General features: G+C 63.0%; 14 protein-coding genes. 2 read left to right on the top strand and 12 right to left on the bottom strand.

Features of this window, described 5'->3' with window-relative positions; genetic code table 11:
• Positions 1-30 precede the first annotated feature (30 nt).
• On the bottom strand, positions 31-930 hold the full coding sequence (locus ACQY9S_RS01210) for a LysR substrate-binding domain-containing protein (protein ID WP_428422752.1): 900 nt from the start codon (positions 928-930) through the stop codon (positions 31-33).
• 136 nt (positions 931-1,066) lie between these two features.
• Between ACQY9S_RS01210 and ACQY9S_RS01205 the strand changes: the two genes are divergently transcribed.
• Positions 1,067-1,699: an NADPH-dependent F420 reductase gene (locus tag ACQY9S_RS01205; protein WP_428422751.1), complete on the top strand. Its 633-nt coding sequence runs from the start codon at positions 1,067-1,069 to the stop codon at positions 1,697-1,699.
• Positions 1,700-1,890: 191 nt separating this feature from the next.
• Positions 1,891-2,289, top strand: a complete 399-nt coding sequence (locus ACQY9S_RS01200) for a DoxX family protein (protein ID WP_428422750.1) — start codon at positions 1,891-1,893, stop codon at positions 2,287-2,289.
• A 44-nt stretch (positions 2,290-2,333) separates the two neighbouring features.
• On the opposite strand, the gene ACQY9S_RS01195 is transcribed toward ACQY9S_RS01200, so the two are convergent.
• From ACQY9S_RS01195 to ACQY9S_RS01145, 11 genes are all read right to left on the bottom strand, one after another.
• A complete protein-coding gene (locus ACQY9S_RS01195; protein WP_428422749.1) occupies positions 2,334-3,311 on the bottom strand; it encodes a tripartite tricarboxylate transporter substrate-binding protein in 978 nt (325 codons plus the stop codon).
• 147 nt (positions 3,312-3,458) lie between these two features.
• Positions 3,459-3,860 (bottom strand): hypothetical protein, encoded by a 402-nt coding sequence (locus tag ACQY9S_RS01190; protein ID WP_428422748.1) that lies wholly within the window; start codon positions 3,858-3,860, stop codon positions 3,459-3,461.
• Positions 3,861-3,943: 83 nt separating this feature from the next.
• Positions 3,944-4,732, bottom strand: coding sequence for a 2-oxo-3-hexenedioate decarboxylase (dmpH, locus tag ACQY9S_RS01185; RefSeq protein ID WP_428422747.1), 789 nt, complete (start codon positions 4,730-4,732; stop codon positions 3,944-3,946).
• On the bottom strand, positions 4,729-5,772 hold the full coding sequence (gene dmpG, locus ACQY9S_RS01180) for a 4-hydroxy-2-oxovalerate aldolase (protein ID WP_428422746.1): 1,044 nt from the start codon (positions 5,770-5,772) through the stop codon (positions 4,729-4,731). The genes dmpH and dmpG overlap by 4 nt, the downstream gene beginning before the upstream one ends.
• 11 nt (positions 5,773-5,783) lie before the next feature.
• On the bottom strand, positions 5,784-6,698 hold the full coding sequence (locus tag ACQY9S_RS01175) for an acetaldehyde dehydrogenase (acetylating) (protein ID WP_428422745.1): 915 nt from the start codon (positions 6,696-6,698) through the stop codon (positions 5,784-5,786).
• Positions 6,699-6,708: 10 nt separating this feature from the next.
• Complete coding sequence (gene dmpE / locus ACQY9S_RS01170; protein WP_428422744.1) at positions 6,709-7,491, bottom strand: 2-oxopent-4-enoate hydratase; 783 nt, start codon at positions 7,489-7,491, stop codon at positions 6,709-6,711.
• 27 nt (positions 7,492-7,518) lie between these two features.
• Entirely contained in the window at positions 7,519-7,947 is a 429-nt protein-coding gene (locus ACQY9S_RS01165) for a RidA family protein (protein WP_428422743.1), read from the bottom strand.
• Positions 7,944-9,413: a 2-hydroxymuconic semialdehyde dehydrogenase gene (locus tag ACQY9S_RS01160; protein ID WP_428422742.1), complete on the bottom strand. Its 1,470-nt coding sequence runs from the start codon at positions 9,411-9,413 to the stop codon at positions 7,944-7,946. Before ACQY9S_RS01160 ends, ACQY9S_RS01165 begins: the two co-directional genes overlap by 4 nt.
• A 22-nt stretch (positions 9,414-9,435) precedes the next feature.
• The gene (locus ACQY9S_RS01155; RefSeq protein ID WP_428422741.1) at positions 9,436-11,502 is read right to left on the bottom strand and encodes an ABC transporter permease subunit; all 2,067 of its coding nucleotides are present in this window, start codon (positions 11,500-11,502) and stop codon (positions 9,436-9,438) included.
• On the bottom strand, positions 11,499-12,419 hold the full coding sequence (locus tag ACQY9S_RS01150; RefSeq protein ID WP_428422740.1) for a branched-chain amino acid ABC transporter permease: 921 nt from the start codon (positions 12,417-12,419) through the stop codon (positions 11,499-11,501). The genes ACQY9S_RS01155 and ACQY9S_RS01150 overlap by 4 nt, the downstream gene beginning before the upstream one ends.
• The gene (locus ACQY9S_RS01145) at positions 12,412-13,146 is read right to left on the bottom strand and encodes an ABC transporter ATP-binding protein (RefSeq protein ID WP_428422739.1); all 735 of its coding nucleotides are present in this window, start codon (positions 13,144-13,146) and stop codon (positions 12,412-12,414) included. Before ACQY9S_RS01145 ends, ACQY9S_RS01150 begins: the two co-directional genes overlap by 8 nt.

The following is a 13,146-nucleotide window of genomic DNA, read 5'->3' as shown; positions in this document are numbered from 1 at the left end:
AGTCCAAGACTGACGATGGCAGTGCTCAAGTCAATCGAGCCAACGCGGAGTCCGAAACGACTCGACGAGGAAGTCGATCAGAAGTCGGACTTTCGGAGACACGTGCTTTCGGGTTGGGTAAACCGCGCTGATGTCGAGTTCGATCGAGCGGTACTCAGGCATTAGTTCAACCAGCGTGCCTGAGCGCAGGTCCGCGCCCACCATGAAGCTCGGCTGAAGAACGATGCCCCGATGTTGGAGAGCGCCGGCGCGGCACGTCTCGCCGTTGTTGCTTCGGATGCTCGGCCGCGTCCTTACGGTCACCTTTCCAGAAGGGCCATCGAACTGCCACTCGTCGCGCGTTGCCCAGTAGCTGTAGGCGAGCACTGAGTGGTCGGCAAGTTCGGAAGGGCGTCGCGGCACGCCGGCGCGCTTCAGGTATTGCGGTGAGGCGCACATCACCATCCTTGTGGTCGCCAGTTTTCGCGTGATCAGGCTGGAGTTCGGCAACCTCGCGATGCGAATGGCGAGGTCGTAGCCTTCCTCTACCAGATCGACAACGCGGTCGCTCAGAGTGACGTCGAGAGTGACTTTGGGGTGGCGTGTCATGAAGTCGCCCCACAAATCGGCAAGATGCAAAATGCCGAAAGACAACGGCGCGTTGATTCGCACGAGACCCGCCGCAGTGCCTGTTCTCGAAGTGACTTCGGCCTCCGCCTCGTCGACGGCCGCCAAGAGATCCTTGCAGCGTGCATGGAACACCTCTCCCTCTTCGGTGAGCGAGAGCTTTCGGGTCGTACGGTGCATTAGGCGCAAACCCAGCCGCGCTTCCAGTTCGGCCACCAGGCGTGAGATGACCGGCGTGGACGAGGCGAGCGCGTCAGCAGCCTTGACGAAGCTCCCCGCATCGACGACAGCAGCAAAGGCCCGCATTTCTTGAAACTTGTCCAATTCTTTCAGTCCTCAGAACAGTTCATCTCGGGGCCGCGTGTTTATCTCTGCCGCCTTCCCGCCTAAATTCCCTCTCGCGCCCTGCCAGCCAGGGCCCGGACCCTCCGTCATTCCCATTCCACGTACAGGAACTCACATGAACATTCTCGTCATCGGCAGCGGCAACATGGGCTCAGCCTTCGTCAAGCAACTTCACCGCGCCGGCCACAAAGTGAGCGTCACGGCGGCAGACTCGGCCCAGGCCGCAAGCGTCGCAGCCCAATACCCCGGCACGCGTGCGGTCCCTGCCGAAGGCGCCGCCGCCTCCGCCGAGATCGTCATCCTTGCCACCGCATACTCCGATGCTGTCGCCGCCCTCTGCTCGGTGGGATCGTTGGCCGGAAAGTATGTCATCGACATCACGAATCCCCTGACGGCAGACTACATGGGCCTGACCATTGGCCACAGCACCTCGGCGTCCGAAGAAATCGCCAAGGAGGTTCCCCAGGCGACGGTCGTGAAGGCGTTCAACACAGTCTTCGCGCAAGTGCTGGCCGAAGGCGCAGACTTCGGGAACGGGCGCAAGGTCAGCGTCTTCTTGGCCAGCGACAGCGCGCCAGGCAAAGCAGCAGTGAAGACCTTGGCCGAAGGGATGGGGTTCGTGACCGTCGATGCAGGTGGCCTGAAGAACGCACGCTACCTCGAACCGCTGGCCGGCCTGAACATCTACCTGGGCTACGGCGCCGGCTTGGGAACAGCTATCGCCCCGACGTGGTTGCACAGGGCATGAGCGTTGGGCTTGCAGGGGGACTTTCATTCAAGGACGGTCTTGTACTGGGCGTCTACCTGCTGGCCTTGTCCTGTGCGGCATACCAAGCCTTCGGGCAAGGGTACTGAAGAGAACTGGCCCTCAGACGCAGCCGCCTGTCGGCCACCGATGCCTTCTTCATCCCACAACTATCAACTCTAGGAGACCTCAACGTGAACAACCAACGTTCGGACATCGCCGCGCTCATCTTGCGCATCACCCTGGGCACCGCCCTCATCGCACATGGCTTGCTCAAGTTCCTCGTCTTCACGCTGCCTGGCGCGGCAGCCTTCTTCACATCGGTCGGCTTTCCTGGCTGGGCTGCCTACGTGGTCGCGCCGCTTGAGGTGGTGACCGGCGTTGCGGTTCTGGTCGGCTTCAACGTAACCATCGCTGCATTGATTGCGTTGCCCGTGTTGCTTGGAGCCTTGGTGGTTCACTCGGGCAACGGCTGGCTGTTCATCAACCCGAACGGTGGCTGGGAATACCCGGCTGTTCTGGCCTTGCTCGCGGTTGGCGTTGCCCTCTTGGGTGATGGTGCCTACAGCCTGCGCCGCACCACGAAGCCTTAGCCCAGAGTCACCGAGCGGGTGGATCGGCATACCGCAGTAGAGGGTCAGCTTTCGGCAGTGAAGCCGGAGGCCCTTACTACCGGGCCCCAACGCAAGGTCTCCGCCCGGATTCGCTTGGCGAACTCGGCCTGCGGAAGGGTGTAGGGGTCGAAGCCTGCCTTTTCTAGCGGTTCGGCGAACGCTTGGTGTTGCACCGCGGCCAGCGTGTTCGCGTGCAGGCTGTCGATAACGGCCTGCGGCGTGGTGGCTGGCACGAAGAGACCGTACCAGTCGACGCCGGTGACCTCGCCAAACCCCTGTTCGGCAAAGGTCGGGACCTCGGGTAGAAAGCGCGAACGTCTCTCGCTGGTGACAGCAAGCGCACGCAGCTTTCCAGTGGCGATATGCTGCGTCACGTCACCCATGACCGCCATGGAGCTTGGCAGGTTGCCGCCGATGAGATCCAGCACCACGGCGGCCATGCCGCGGTAGGCGACATGGGTCAACTGGATGCCGGCCTTCTGCTGAAACACCAATCCCTGGAAGTGCATGATGGAACCTGCGGCCGGCGTGCCGTAAGCACCCTTTCCCGGGTTGGCTTTGGCCCAATCGACGAACTGCGCCAGCGTGCGCACCTGCTCCGGCACCGCGGAACTGATCACGAAGACTTGCGCGTTCGAACACACCGGCGTTACCGCAACCAGGTCCTTCTGAGGGTCATATGCCAGCTTGCTGTACACGTGCGGAAAGATCACGATCGGCGACGATGGCGACAGCACCATGGCCCCGCCGTTCGGGGTCGCGCTCTTCAGCGCTTCATTGGCGATGCGGCCACCGGCGCCGACTTTCGATTCGACGATCACCGTCTCGCCATAGCTCCCCTTGAACCTGTCCGCCAGACGCCGTGCGATCACGTCCAGCGTGCCCCCGGCGGCGAATCCGACGTAGACCCTGCTCAGGCTGGGCTGCGCCCACGCGGGCACTGACGCAAGGGCCACAGCGGATGCCGCGGAATGAACAAATGAGCGGCGTGAGCAGAGCATGTCTGTTGTCCTTCCAGTGGTATCAGCGAGACGAGATCGGGGACCCCAACTGTTGCCAGGCCACGCGTCGAAGCAGGCAGACCAGCGCTTTGGCGGCGCGCAGCGAAGGTCCCCCCGTGCATCGAAGTCGACCAGGTTCGACTTGCGTTACTGCACCGTCGATACCAGCCGTGCGAAGTGGCCGCGGTACTGATAGGCAAGCAGTCCACCGGTGACCACCAAGATGATTGCAACAGGGATGCCACTGGGATTGAGCACAAGGTGGAAGAGCACGATGACCACCATGATGGGTGACAGGAGGGCCAAGCCTAGTGCCGGCGCCCTGTTGGTCAGGAGACAAAGCGCACCGATCAGTTGGACGATCTTCATCAACGGCCAGAAGAATCCTACCGCCTGCAACGCAGCCTGGAATGCCGCGCCACTGTCAGAGGTGGGTGGGTGGATGAGATGGTCGCCCGTGAAGATGTAGGCGAATCCATCGATGGCGCCGATCAAGAAGATTAGCCCGAGCACGATGCGTGGGATGGTTGTCAGCAGAACGTGTTTCATGCGCCCCCAACTTAAATGGGCCCCTTGTGGGGGCTAGCCAGTCTTGTCTTGAGCGGCGGCCGCAGGCGCCTTCAGACCGACTCTCAGATGAAGCGCATTCCGACACTGCCCATGCCTTGGACCCGCAAGGTCACTGCGTCGCCGGCCTTCACGGACACCGCCTCGGTGATGCCACCTGACAAAATCAACGTTCCCGCGGGGATTTCTCTGTCGCTGGCAGCAAGATGGTTCGCAAGCAAGGCAATCGCCGCAGCAGGATGCCCCAGCACTGCGGCACCAGCGCCGAATGCCACGGGTTCCCCGTTCTTCTCGAGCACGATGCCCACCGTACGCAGGTCGACGCCTTCGAGCGTCGTTGGCTGTCCGCCAACCACGAAGCGCGAAGCGGAGGTGTTGTCGGCAACCACGCTCTTCAGGTCGAACTTGAAGTCGCGATAGCGGCTGTCGATGACCTCGATGCCCGGCAGCACGAAGTCAACAGCGGCCAGCACAGCTGCGATGTTGCAGCCGGGACCCTTGAGTGCGCGTTTGGTCACGAACGCAATCTCGGGCTCAACCTTGGGATGGATCAATTCGCTGATCTTGCACTCGCCGCCGTCGGGCACGGCATAGTCATCGGTGATGAAGCCGAACACGGGCGTGGTCACGCCCATCTGCTTCATCTTCGCGTGCGAGGTGAGCCCCGCCTTGAGGCCCGCGAGGCGGGCCCCTCGCGCAAGCTTGCGGGCGAGAATGGCATCCTGGATGGCATAGGCGTCATCCCAGTCCATCTCGGGGTGGTCGTCGGTGATCTTCGTCGTGTCCTTGACTTGCAACTGGCACGATTCCAGATGCTCCGCCAGGCCCGCGATGGTGTTTGCGTGCAGCTTCATGCGGCCGCCTTGCGCAGAAGGTTGCGCTCACGAGCCATTGTCAGCGCCGTGTCCTCGATCATGTCCTCTTGCCCACCGACCATGCCGCGTCGGCCCAGTTCGACCACGATTTCGCGTGCCGGGATACCGTACTTCTTCTCGGCACGCTTGGCGAACAGCAAGAAGCTGGAGTACACGCCAGCATAGCCAAGAGTCAGGGAATCGCGATCGACACGAATGACATGGTCCATCATCGGCACGACCAAGTCTTCGGCAACGTCTTGAATGGCGAAGAGATTGACGCCGGTCTCGATCCCCATGCGGTCACACACGGCAACGAAGACTTCCAGAGGCGTGTTGCCGGCGCCCGCACCCAGTCCCGCCGCCGCCGCATCGATTCGGTTGGCACCTGCGGCCACCGCGGCGATGGAGTTGGCCACGCCCATGGCCAGGTTGTGGTGGCCGTGGAAGCCCAGTTCGGTCTCGGGCTTGAGGGCTGCGCGAACTGCCTCCAAGCGCGAGGTCACGTCGTGCGGAAGCATGTAGCCCGCAGAGTCGGTCACGTAGATGCAGTTGGCGCCGTAGCTCTCCATCAGCTTGGCTTGGGCGACCAACGTTTCCGGGCCAGCCATGTGGGCCATCATCAGGAAGCCCACGGTGTCCAGACCTAGGTGGCGGGCCTTGGCGATGTGCTGCTCACTCACATCAGCTTCAGTGCAATGGGTGGCGACGCGGATCGACGCCACGCCCAGATCCTTGGCCATCATCAGGTGATCGACGGTACCGATGCCCGGGATCAGCAGCGCAGAAACGTTGGCTCGCTTCATCAGCGGGATGACGGCGCTCAGATACTCTTGATCAGTATGCGCCGGTTGGCCATAGGTGACCGAAGCGCCGCCCAAGCCATCGCCGTGGGTCACCTCGATCAACTCGACGCCTGCTGCGTCGAGACCGACAGCAACCTCGGTCATCTGCTTGAGCGTCATCAGATGGCGCTTGGGATGCATGCCGTCACGCAGGGTCATGTCGTGAACGGTGACTTTTCTGCCCTTGAGGGTCATCGTGTTCTCCTTCAGTTGGCTGTAGCTGTGAGCTTGAATGAACCAGAGGAGATTTCCTCTGCGAACATTTCGGCGGTACGCGTAGCGGCTGCGGTCATGATGTCGAGATTGCCCGCGTACTTGGGCAGGTAGTCGCCCAGGCCCTCGACCTCTACGAAGACCGACACCCGATTGCCATCGACCACCGGACCGTTGACGAGCTTGTAGCCAGGCACGTAGCGCTGGACTTCCTTGATCATGGCGTGCACCGAGGCCTCGATCATCGCCAGACTGGGTGTCTCCTGGGTCAGGCAGTGGATCGTGTCGCGCATGATCAACGCCGGCTCCGCCGGGTTGATGATGATGATGGCCTTGCCTTCTCGGGCACCACCCACCTTCTCGATCGCCTGGGCCGTTGTGCGCGTAAATTCGTCGATGTTCTTGCGCGTACCAGGGCCCACGGAGCGACTCGACACGGTGGCGATGATTTCCCCGTAAGTTACCTTCTGAACGCGGCTGATGGCAGCCACCATGGGAATGGTGGCCTGCCCGCCGCAGGTGACCATGTTGACGTTCATCTCGCGCTTGCCCAGGTGCTGCGCCAGATTGACCGGGGGAACGCAGTAGGGCCCGATCGCAGCGGGCGTGAGGTCGATCATCATCACGCCCAGAGCGTTGAGCTTGCGTGAGTTCTCGGCGTGAACATAGGCGCTGGTCGCGTCGAACGCGATCTGCACACCGTCGGCCTTGATGTGAGGAAGCAGGCCGTCGACGCCATTGGCTGTGGTCTTGATGCCCATCTCACTGGCGCGTTTGAGGCCGTCGGATTGCGGGTCGATCCCCACCATCCACACGGGGTCGAGAATTGCACTGCGCTTGAGCTTGATCAGCAGGTCCGTTCCGATGTTTCCCGGACCGATAACTGCACACTTGATCTTCTTCGCCATGGTGGCCTCTCTAGTGGAAGCGGACCGAGCATCCGCCCAGGCCGCCAATCGATACACGGAAGTTGTCGCCGGCCTGCGCCGGGAACATGGCGGCCAGCGCGCCCGACAAGACGATGTCGCCGGCAGCCAAGCCCTCGCCGAGGCGACCCAGCGTGTTGGCCAGCCAGGCCACGGCGTTGAGCGGCGAACCGAGAGCGGCAGCGCCCGCGCCGGTGGCGACAATCTCGCCGTTCTTTTCGAGCACCATGCCGCAGGTTGACAGGTCGATGCGGCGCGGGTCGATCGCACGATCACCCAGCACGAAGACGCCGCACGATGCGTTGTCGGCCACCGTGTCCTGAATCTTGATCTTCCAGTCGCGAACGCGCGAGTCGACGATCTCGAAGCAGGGCATGACACATTCGGTCGCCGCGAGCACGTCGGCGTTTGTCACGCCTGGGCCGCTCAGATCACGTTTCATCACGAACGCGATCTCACCTTCGGCCTTGGGTTGGATCAGCGTGGACATGTCGATGGACTCGCCTTCGTTGACAACCATCGCGTCGAGCAGGTACCCGAAGTCGGGCTGGAACACACCCAGCATGTTCATGACGGCACGCGAGGTCACGCCGATCTTCTTCCCGATGACTCGGTCGCCGTCTTGCAGGCGGCGCGAGATCATGCGCTGCTGCACCTGGTAGGCATCTTCGATGGTCATGGTGGGGTGGCGCTCGGTCAGCGGGGCCACGACTTGCCGGTGCCGAAGGCCGGTGTACAACTCGTCGCCGAGTTGATGGATCAATGAGATCTCCATGGGATTTTCCGTAAGGTTGCGGACGCTCTACGCGCCCAGAGGTTTGTAGGCCACCGCCTTGATTTCGATCAGCAGATGCGGGTGCGGCAACTGATGCACGGCCACCGTGGTGCGGGCGGGGCCAGACTCGTCGAAGTACTCTGCGTAGACTTGGTTGTAGATCCCGAAGTCGTTCATGCTGACCAGATAGCTGCACACCTCGACCACGTCGCTCAGATCTGCACCTACGCTTTGCAGGATGCTGCGGATGTTGTCGAGCACCGTGCGGGTCTGGGCGCGGATGTCGAGCGTCACGGTGCCCATGGCATCGGCGCTGGCACCGGCGATCGTGTTGTCGGGGTTGCGGGAACTTGTGCCGGACACGAATAGAAAGTCGCCCGCTCGCTTGACGTGCGGAAAGCGCCCGCGCGGCGTGGCCTTGCCGGCAACCACACTGGCCTGGGTTTTCGCCGTCATGCCGCGGCCCCTTCGACGCGAACGCACACGTTGGTGAGCTCCGAGTAGAAGTTCAGCGAATGCATGCCGCCCTCGCGGCCGATGCCCGACAAGCCGCTGCCGCCGAACGGCGTACGCAGGTCGCGCAGGAACCAGGCGTTGACCCACGAGATGCCGACTCGCATCGACTCGGCAACGCGATGCGCACGGTTGACGTTGCTGGTCCAGATCGAAGCGGCCAACCCGTAACGGGTGTCGTTGGCGCGGGCGATGACCTCGGCCTCGGTGTCGAACGGCGTGACGTGGCAGACGGGACCAAAGATCTCTTCGCGCATGCAGCGCGCTTGGTCGGACAAGCCGGTGATCAGCGTCGGTTCGACCCAGAAGCCCTTGTCACGTGCGTCGCTGAACTTCGGCACCTTTCCGCCGGCCACGATGGTGGCGCCTTCGTCACGGGCGATCTGGTAGTAGCTCAGGACCTTGTCGCGGTGCTCGGCCGAGATGAGCGGCCCCATGGTGGTGGCCTTGTTGGTCGGCCAGTCGAGCTTCATCGACGACATGCGTTCGGCCACGGCGGCAACGAATCGGTCGTAGATCGGCCGCTCGACAAAGACCCGTTCCGAGCACAGGCACACTTGCCCACTGTTGAGGAAGATCGCCCGCATCATTCCGTCGATCGTCTTGTCGAAATCGCAATCGGCGAAGACGATGGCGGCGTTCTTGCCCCCCAGTTCGAACGAGATCGGCTTCACGTGCTCGGCCGCCGCACGCATGATCGCGGAGCCGGTGCGTGATTCCCCAGTGAACGTGATGGCATCGATGTCGGCGCTGGTCGTGATGAATTCACCCGCAGAGCCAGGGCCGAAGCCATGAACCAGGTTGAACACGCCGGGCGGCACGCCAACCGTTTCCATCACCTCGGCCAACAGCGTGGCTGTGGCTGGTGTTTCCTCCGACGGCTTGGCGACTACCGCATTGCCGCAGGCCAGCGCGGGTGCCACCTTCCACGTCAACAGCAGAAGCGGCAGGTTCCAGGGCGAAATGATGCCGACCACGCCAAGCGGCTTGCGCACCGTGTAGTTGATGGCATGAGCGCCATCGGGCAGGGTCGTGCGGAAGGACTCGAGCGGGGCGGTCTTGAGGATGTCAGCGAAGATTCGAAAGTTCGCGGCACCGCGCGGCACATCGATGGTCGAGGCCATGGAATGCGGCTTTCCGGTATCGCTCATCTCCGCCTCCAGGAAGTCGTCGAACCGGCGATCCATCTCGTCGGCGATGCGGTACAGAACCTTGGCACGGTCTTCAACAGACATCTTTCCCCAAGGCCCGCCCACGGCGCGCCGTCCGGCGGCGATGGCCGCGTCAACCATGGTGCGATCGGCCTCGTGCACTTGCGCAATCAGCGAACCGTCGGCAGGGTTCAGGTCGTCAAAGAGCTTGGGGCTCTCGACGAACTTTCCATCGATGTAGTTTCGGAGCTGTTTCACAACTTGGTCTTCCTTGTGGATGTCATAGGAGGCGGATCACAGCGCAGCCTGCGCCATATTGCGGCCCGTAGGCCAGCACCCGGGCCCGGCTGAGCCGGCCGCCGAGTGCACCCAACGCGAATGCGAAATGCTTGAAGCCCATGTCGACCCGGGCCTGAGCCACGTAGTCGGGAAGAACGCGCATCAGTTCGTCGAGTTCACCCGATTCGATGATCTTCAGCACACGCTTGTTCCAGTCGTCATCGCTCGCACTGGCAACCGCATCGGACTCGAGCGGCCGCTCGTCGCGGTACAGACTGCCCGAGAGTTCCCCTACCGCCAGCACCACGACCCGCTTTCCCTGCGCGGTGGCCTGGCCCGCCGCCAACTCGCCAAGGGTTCTGGTGGTCGCGAAGTCGTGGTACAGGTTGTTGGCCACGATCATCGTCGGCACCACACCGTCGGCGTTCACCAAAACGTTGGCCGCCAAGCTGCCCGAGTCGAGCGGAAAGCCCGCGTAGTCGACCAGCTTGGAGGCGATGCCCGCGTGGCTCGCCGCTCGCACGCAGGCGCGCGCCAGGGAGACGTCGGTGGTCAGATCGAAGCGAATTTCTCCATGTTCGTGCCACTGCTCGTCGACATGGAGTCCGGTGATTCGAGCGCGGCCTTGCCAGAGTTGGTCAAGCACCGCGTACCAGCGGGTCGAATAGATCACCAAGGCGTCGGGCCTGAGCTCTTCGATCTCGCGCGCCACTTGACCCAGCGCTGCACGCAGTTCGGCATAGGCCGGCACGTCGCCCCGCAACACCAGTAGTGGGCTGCCCGGGACGAGGTACGCACCCACCACACCGGGCTGGTCGACCAGAGCGGCTCGGTCGGACTGAGCACCGTCGCCGAGCAACAAGCGGCGCCACTGCGCCAGGCCGGAACGGCGGCGCCCGTGTGGGTGGCGCAAGTCATGCACCAGCCCCATCACACCGCGCGGCAGCAGCAGCATGAGTGCGATCGACAGCGCACCGAGCAGCAGCAAGCCCTGACCCGCCGCCGCGCCCAGCAAGCGGTCGACAATGATGAAGAGGACTGCGCCGACGATCGGGCCTGCCACCGTGCCCATGCCTCCGGCGACAACTACGAACACGATGTACGACGCCCAGGAGATGGCGAACGCCGAGGGCGGCGTGATGATCACCACATCCATGAAGTACAGGCCGGAAGCCAACCCAGTAAGCACGGCACTGACCAAGAACACGGCCGCCTTGACCCGTGCGACGTCGATTCCGCTGCTGCGCGCGGCGTCTTCGTCGTCGCGCACGGCCGTCAGCGCAAGACCGTAGGAGGACCGCATCCAGCGCCAGACCACCGCAGTCGTGACAACCATCAGCGCCAACGCCACGTAGTAGAGTTGCAGTGGAGTAACGTCCGACTTGAGCTGCATTCCCCCACCCGCACCGGCCACGTTCCATCCGTTGAACACAGTGGCTACGGATTCGGCGATCAACCACGTGGCGATAGCGAAGTAGGCCCCCTGCAGGCGCAGCAGGGGCAGCGCACCGAGGAAGATCATCAGCAATATTGCGACCCGCCGAACGTAGTGGCTCTGGAACACGTCGGCCGCCGGCTGGAAGGCAATCAAGATCTCGTAGGCGATCCAGAGCAGCACCGCGACTGTCACACCTATCCACATGCGCCGCTTGCTGCCGCTCTCGCGCACAGGCAGACAAAGCAGCCAAGCGAAGGCGAGCGAGGCCAGACCTGAAATCGGCCACGCCAGCCAAATTGACGCTGGCGTGTAGTAGTACAGCAATGCCTGCGCAAAACCGCCGATGCCGACAAACAACTGCTGGCCGAAGGTAAGCAAGCCGGCATAGCCGGCCATCAGATTCCAGGCGTGGCCGAACGTGGCGAACAAGAAAACCGAGAACAGCAGGTGCAGCGTGTAGCTCTGGCCCGGCAGTGTGGCCGGAAGCAGCAACAGCGCGAGCACAAGCACGGCTGCCCAGATGCCACCACCTCGGCCACGAAAGGAGTCAAAGAAGCGCCGGACGGTCATGCTGATTCCACGGGTCTTGGCGGTGGCGCTTGGCGTGCCGGATTTGGGGTCGCTGGTCATTTGGAGAACAACCCTTGTGGCCGCACCGCCAAGACCAGAAGGATCAGCAGGTAACCCGAGACCTGCTGTGCGGCCGGGCCGAAGTAGGTCCCGGCGAGCACCTGCACGATGCCGAGCGTGATGCCGCCAGCGAAGCAACCCGCCAGCGAACCCAACCCGCCGAGGATGACGACGCCAAAGGCCATCAGCAGAAATGGGGGGCCGTCGAAGGGCTGGAACGAGCGCGACATGCCGATCATGAAACCCGCGACCGACGCTGAGGCCAGCGCGACACCGCTGGCCACCGCATAGACATGTGGCGTGCGCATGCCCATCAGCGTGGCGATCTCGGGATCGTCTGACGCCGCGCGGATGGCACGACCTGTGTGCGTGGTTCGCATCCAGGCCGCAAGCGCCGCAAGCAACACTGCCGCAGCGACGAAGAACCCCAGGCGCAGCGTGGAAACGCTCAGGTCTTCGGACAGTCGGACGGCCGAGAACGAGAGGTCGTTGCGGATGGTTGCGGCGTCGGCATTGAACACCAGCAGCATGCCCTGGCTCAACACGATTGACAGCCCGAAGGTCACGAGCAGCGGCAGCATCAGCCCGAACACTGGCGACATGCCGCGCCGCTCAGCCGACTGAACCGAAACATGATTGAGCAGCAGACGCTGCACCAGGTAGCCGATCACGTACATGAGGGGCGCAACGATGACGAGACTCCAGAAGGGCGAGACCGGCACCGCACCGAGCAGCACGACGCAGAAGTAGGCGGCAACGATCAGCCAGTCGCCGTGCGACAAGTTGACCAGCCTCATGACGCCGAAGTTCAGAGCCAGTCCGACGCTGATGAGCGCGTAGTAGCCCCCCAGCATGGCGCCGGAGAGCACCCCATTGGCGAGATCGACGAAGAGCCAGTAGAAGTCGTTGTTATCCATTAGAGGCTCCCGCGCTCGCGGACATGCCGAAGTAGGCGGCGGTGATTGCGGACACGTCGACTTCGCCTGGCCGGCCTTCCAGAACGATGCTGCCTTCGAGCATCACCACGAAACGGGTGCAGGCGCTCAGCGCGCGCTGAAGGTCCTGCTCGACCACGACCACGGTAGTGCCGGACTCGATGATGCGGGCCAGATTGCGATAGATCTCCTCGACCATTGCCGGCGACAGTCCGAGCGAGAGTTCGTCGAGGATCAGCAGCTTGGGCGAGGACATCAGCGCGCGACCGATCGCCACCATCTGCTGTTCGCCGCCCGACATCTGCGACACCACCTGGCGGCGGCGCTCGCGCAGGCGCGGAAACAGCGTGTACATCTCTTCGAGCTTGCGAGGAATGTCTGCGCGGCAGCGTGGCAGGTAGGCGCCTGCAAGCAGGTTGTCTTCGACCGACATGCGCGCAAACAGGCGTCGGCCCTCGGGCACCATCGCCATGCCGGCGTCGACAATGCTGTCGGGCATCAACTTGTCCAAGCGCTGGCCGTCGAACTCGATCACGCCGCGAATGCGCGTGGTTCCCCCGCTGGTCATCAACCCCACCAGCGAGCGCAGCAGCGTCGACTTCCCGGCCCCGTTTGCGCCGATGATGGCCAGCACATCGCGCCGATACAACTCGAGCGAAATGTCGGAGATGGCGCGCAGTTCGCCGTAGTAGCCAGAAAGGCTCGCCAC

Source organism: Methylibium sp. (genome assembly GCF_965279545.1).
Lineage (GTDB): Bacteria > Pseudomonadota > Gammaproteobacteria > Burkholderiales > Burkholderiaceae_C > Methylibium.
The sequence above is the reverse complement of the archived record's forward strand: the minus strand, read 5'-3'. Positions and strand labels throughout refer to the sequence as shown.

Coding starts and splice junctions, on each gene's coding strand:
- ACQY9S_RS01155 (WP_428422741.1), bottom strand. CDS start 11,502: ATGACCAGCGACCCCAAATCCGGCACGCCAAGCGCCACCGCCAAGACC.
- ACQY9S_RS01190 (WP_428422748.1), bottom strand. CDS start 3,860: ATGAAACACGTTCTGCTGACAACCATCCCACGCATCGTGCTCGGGCTA.
- dmpE (WP_428422744.1), bottom strand. CDS start 7,491: ATGGAGATCTCATTGATCCATCAACTCGGCGACGAGTTGTACACCGGC.
- ACQY9S_RS01175 (WP_428422745.1), bottom strand. CDS start 6,698: ATGGCGAAGAAGATCAAGTGTGCAGTTATCGGTCCGGGAAACATCGGA.
- ACQY9S_RS01150 (WP_428422740.1), bottom strand. CDS start 12,419: ATGGATAACAACGACTTCTACTGGCTCTTCGTCGATCTCGCCAATGGG.
- ACQY9S_RS01165 (WP_428422743.1), bottom strand. CDS start 7,947: ATGACGGCGAAAACCCAGGCCAGTGTGGTTGCCGGCAAGGCCACGCCG.
- ACQY9S_RS01205 (WP_428422751.1), top strand. CDS start 1,067: ATGAACATTCTCGTCATCGGCAGCGGCAACATGGGCTCAGCCTTCGTC.
- dmpH (WP_428422747.1), bottom strand. CDS start 4,732: ATGAAGCTGCACGCAAACACCATCGCGGGCCTGGCGGAGCATCTGGAA.
- dmpG (WP_428422746.1), bottom strand. CDS start 5,772: ATGACCCTCAAGGGCAGAAAAGTCACCGTTCACGACATGACCCTGCGT.
- ACQY9S_RS01195 (WP_428422749.1), bottom strand. CDS start 3,311: ATGCTCTGCTCACGCCGCTCATTTGTTCATTCCGCGGCATCCGCTGTG.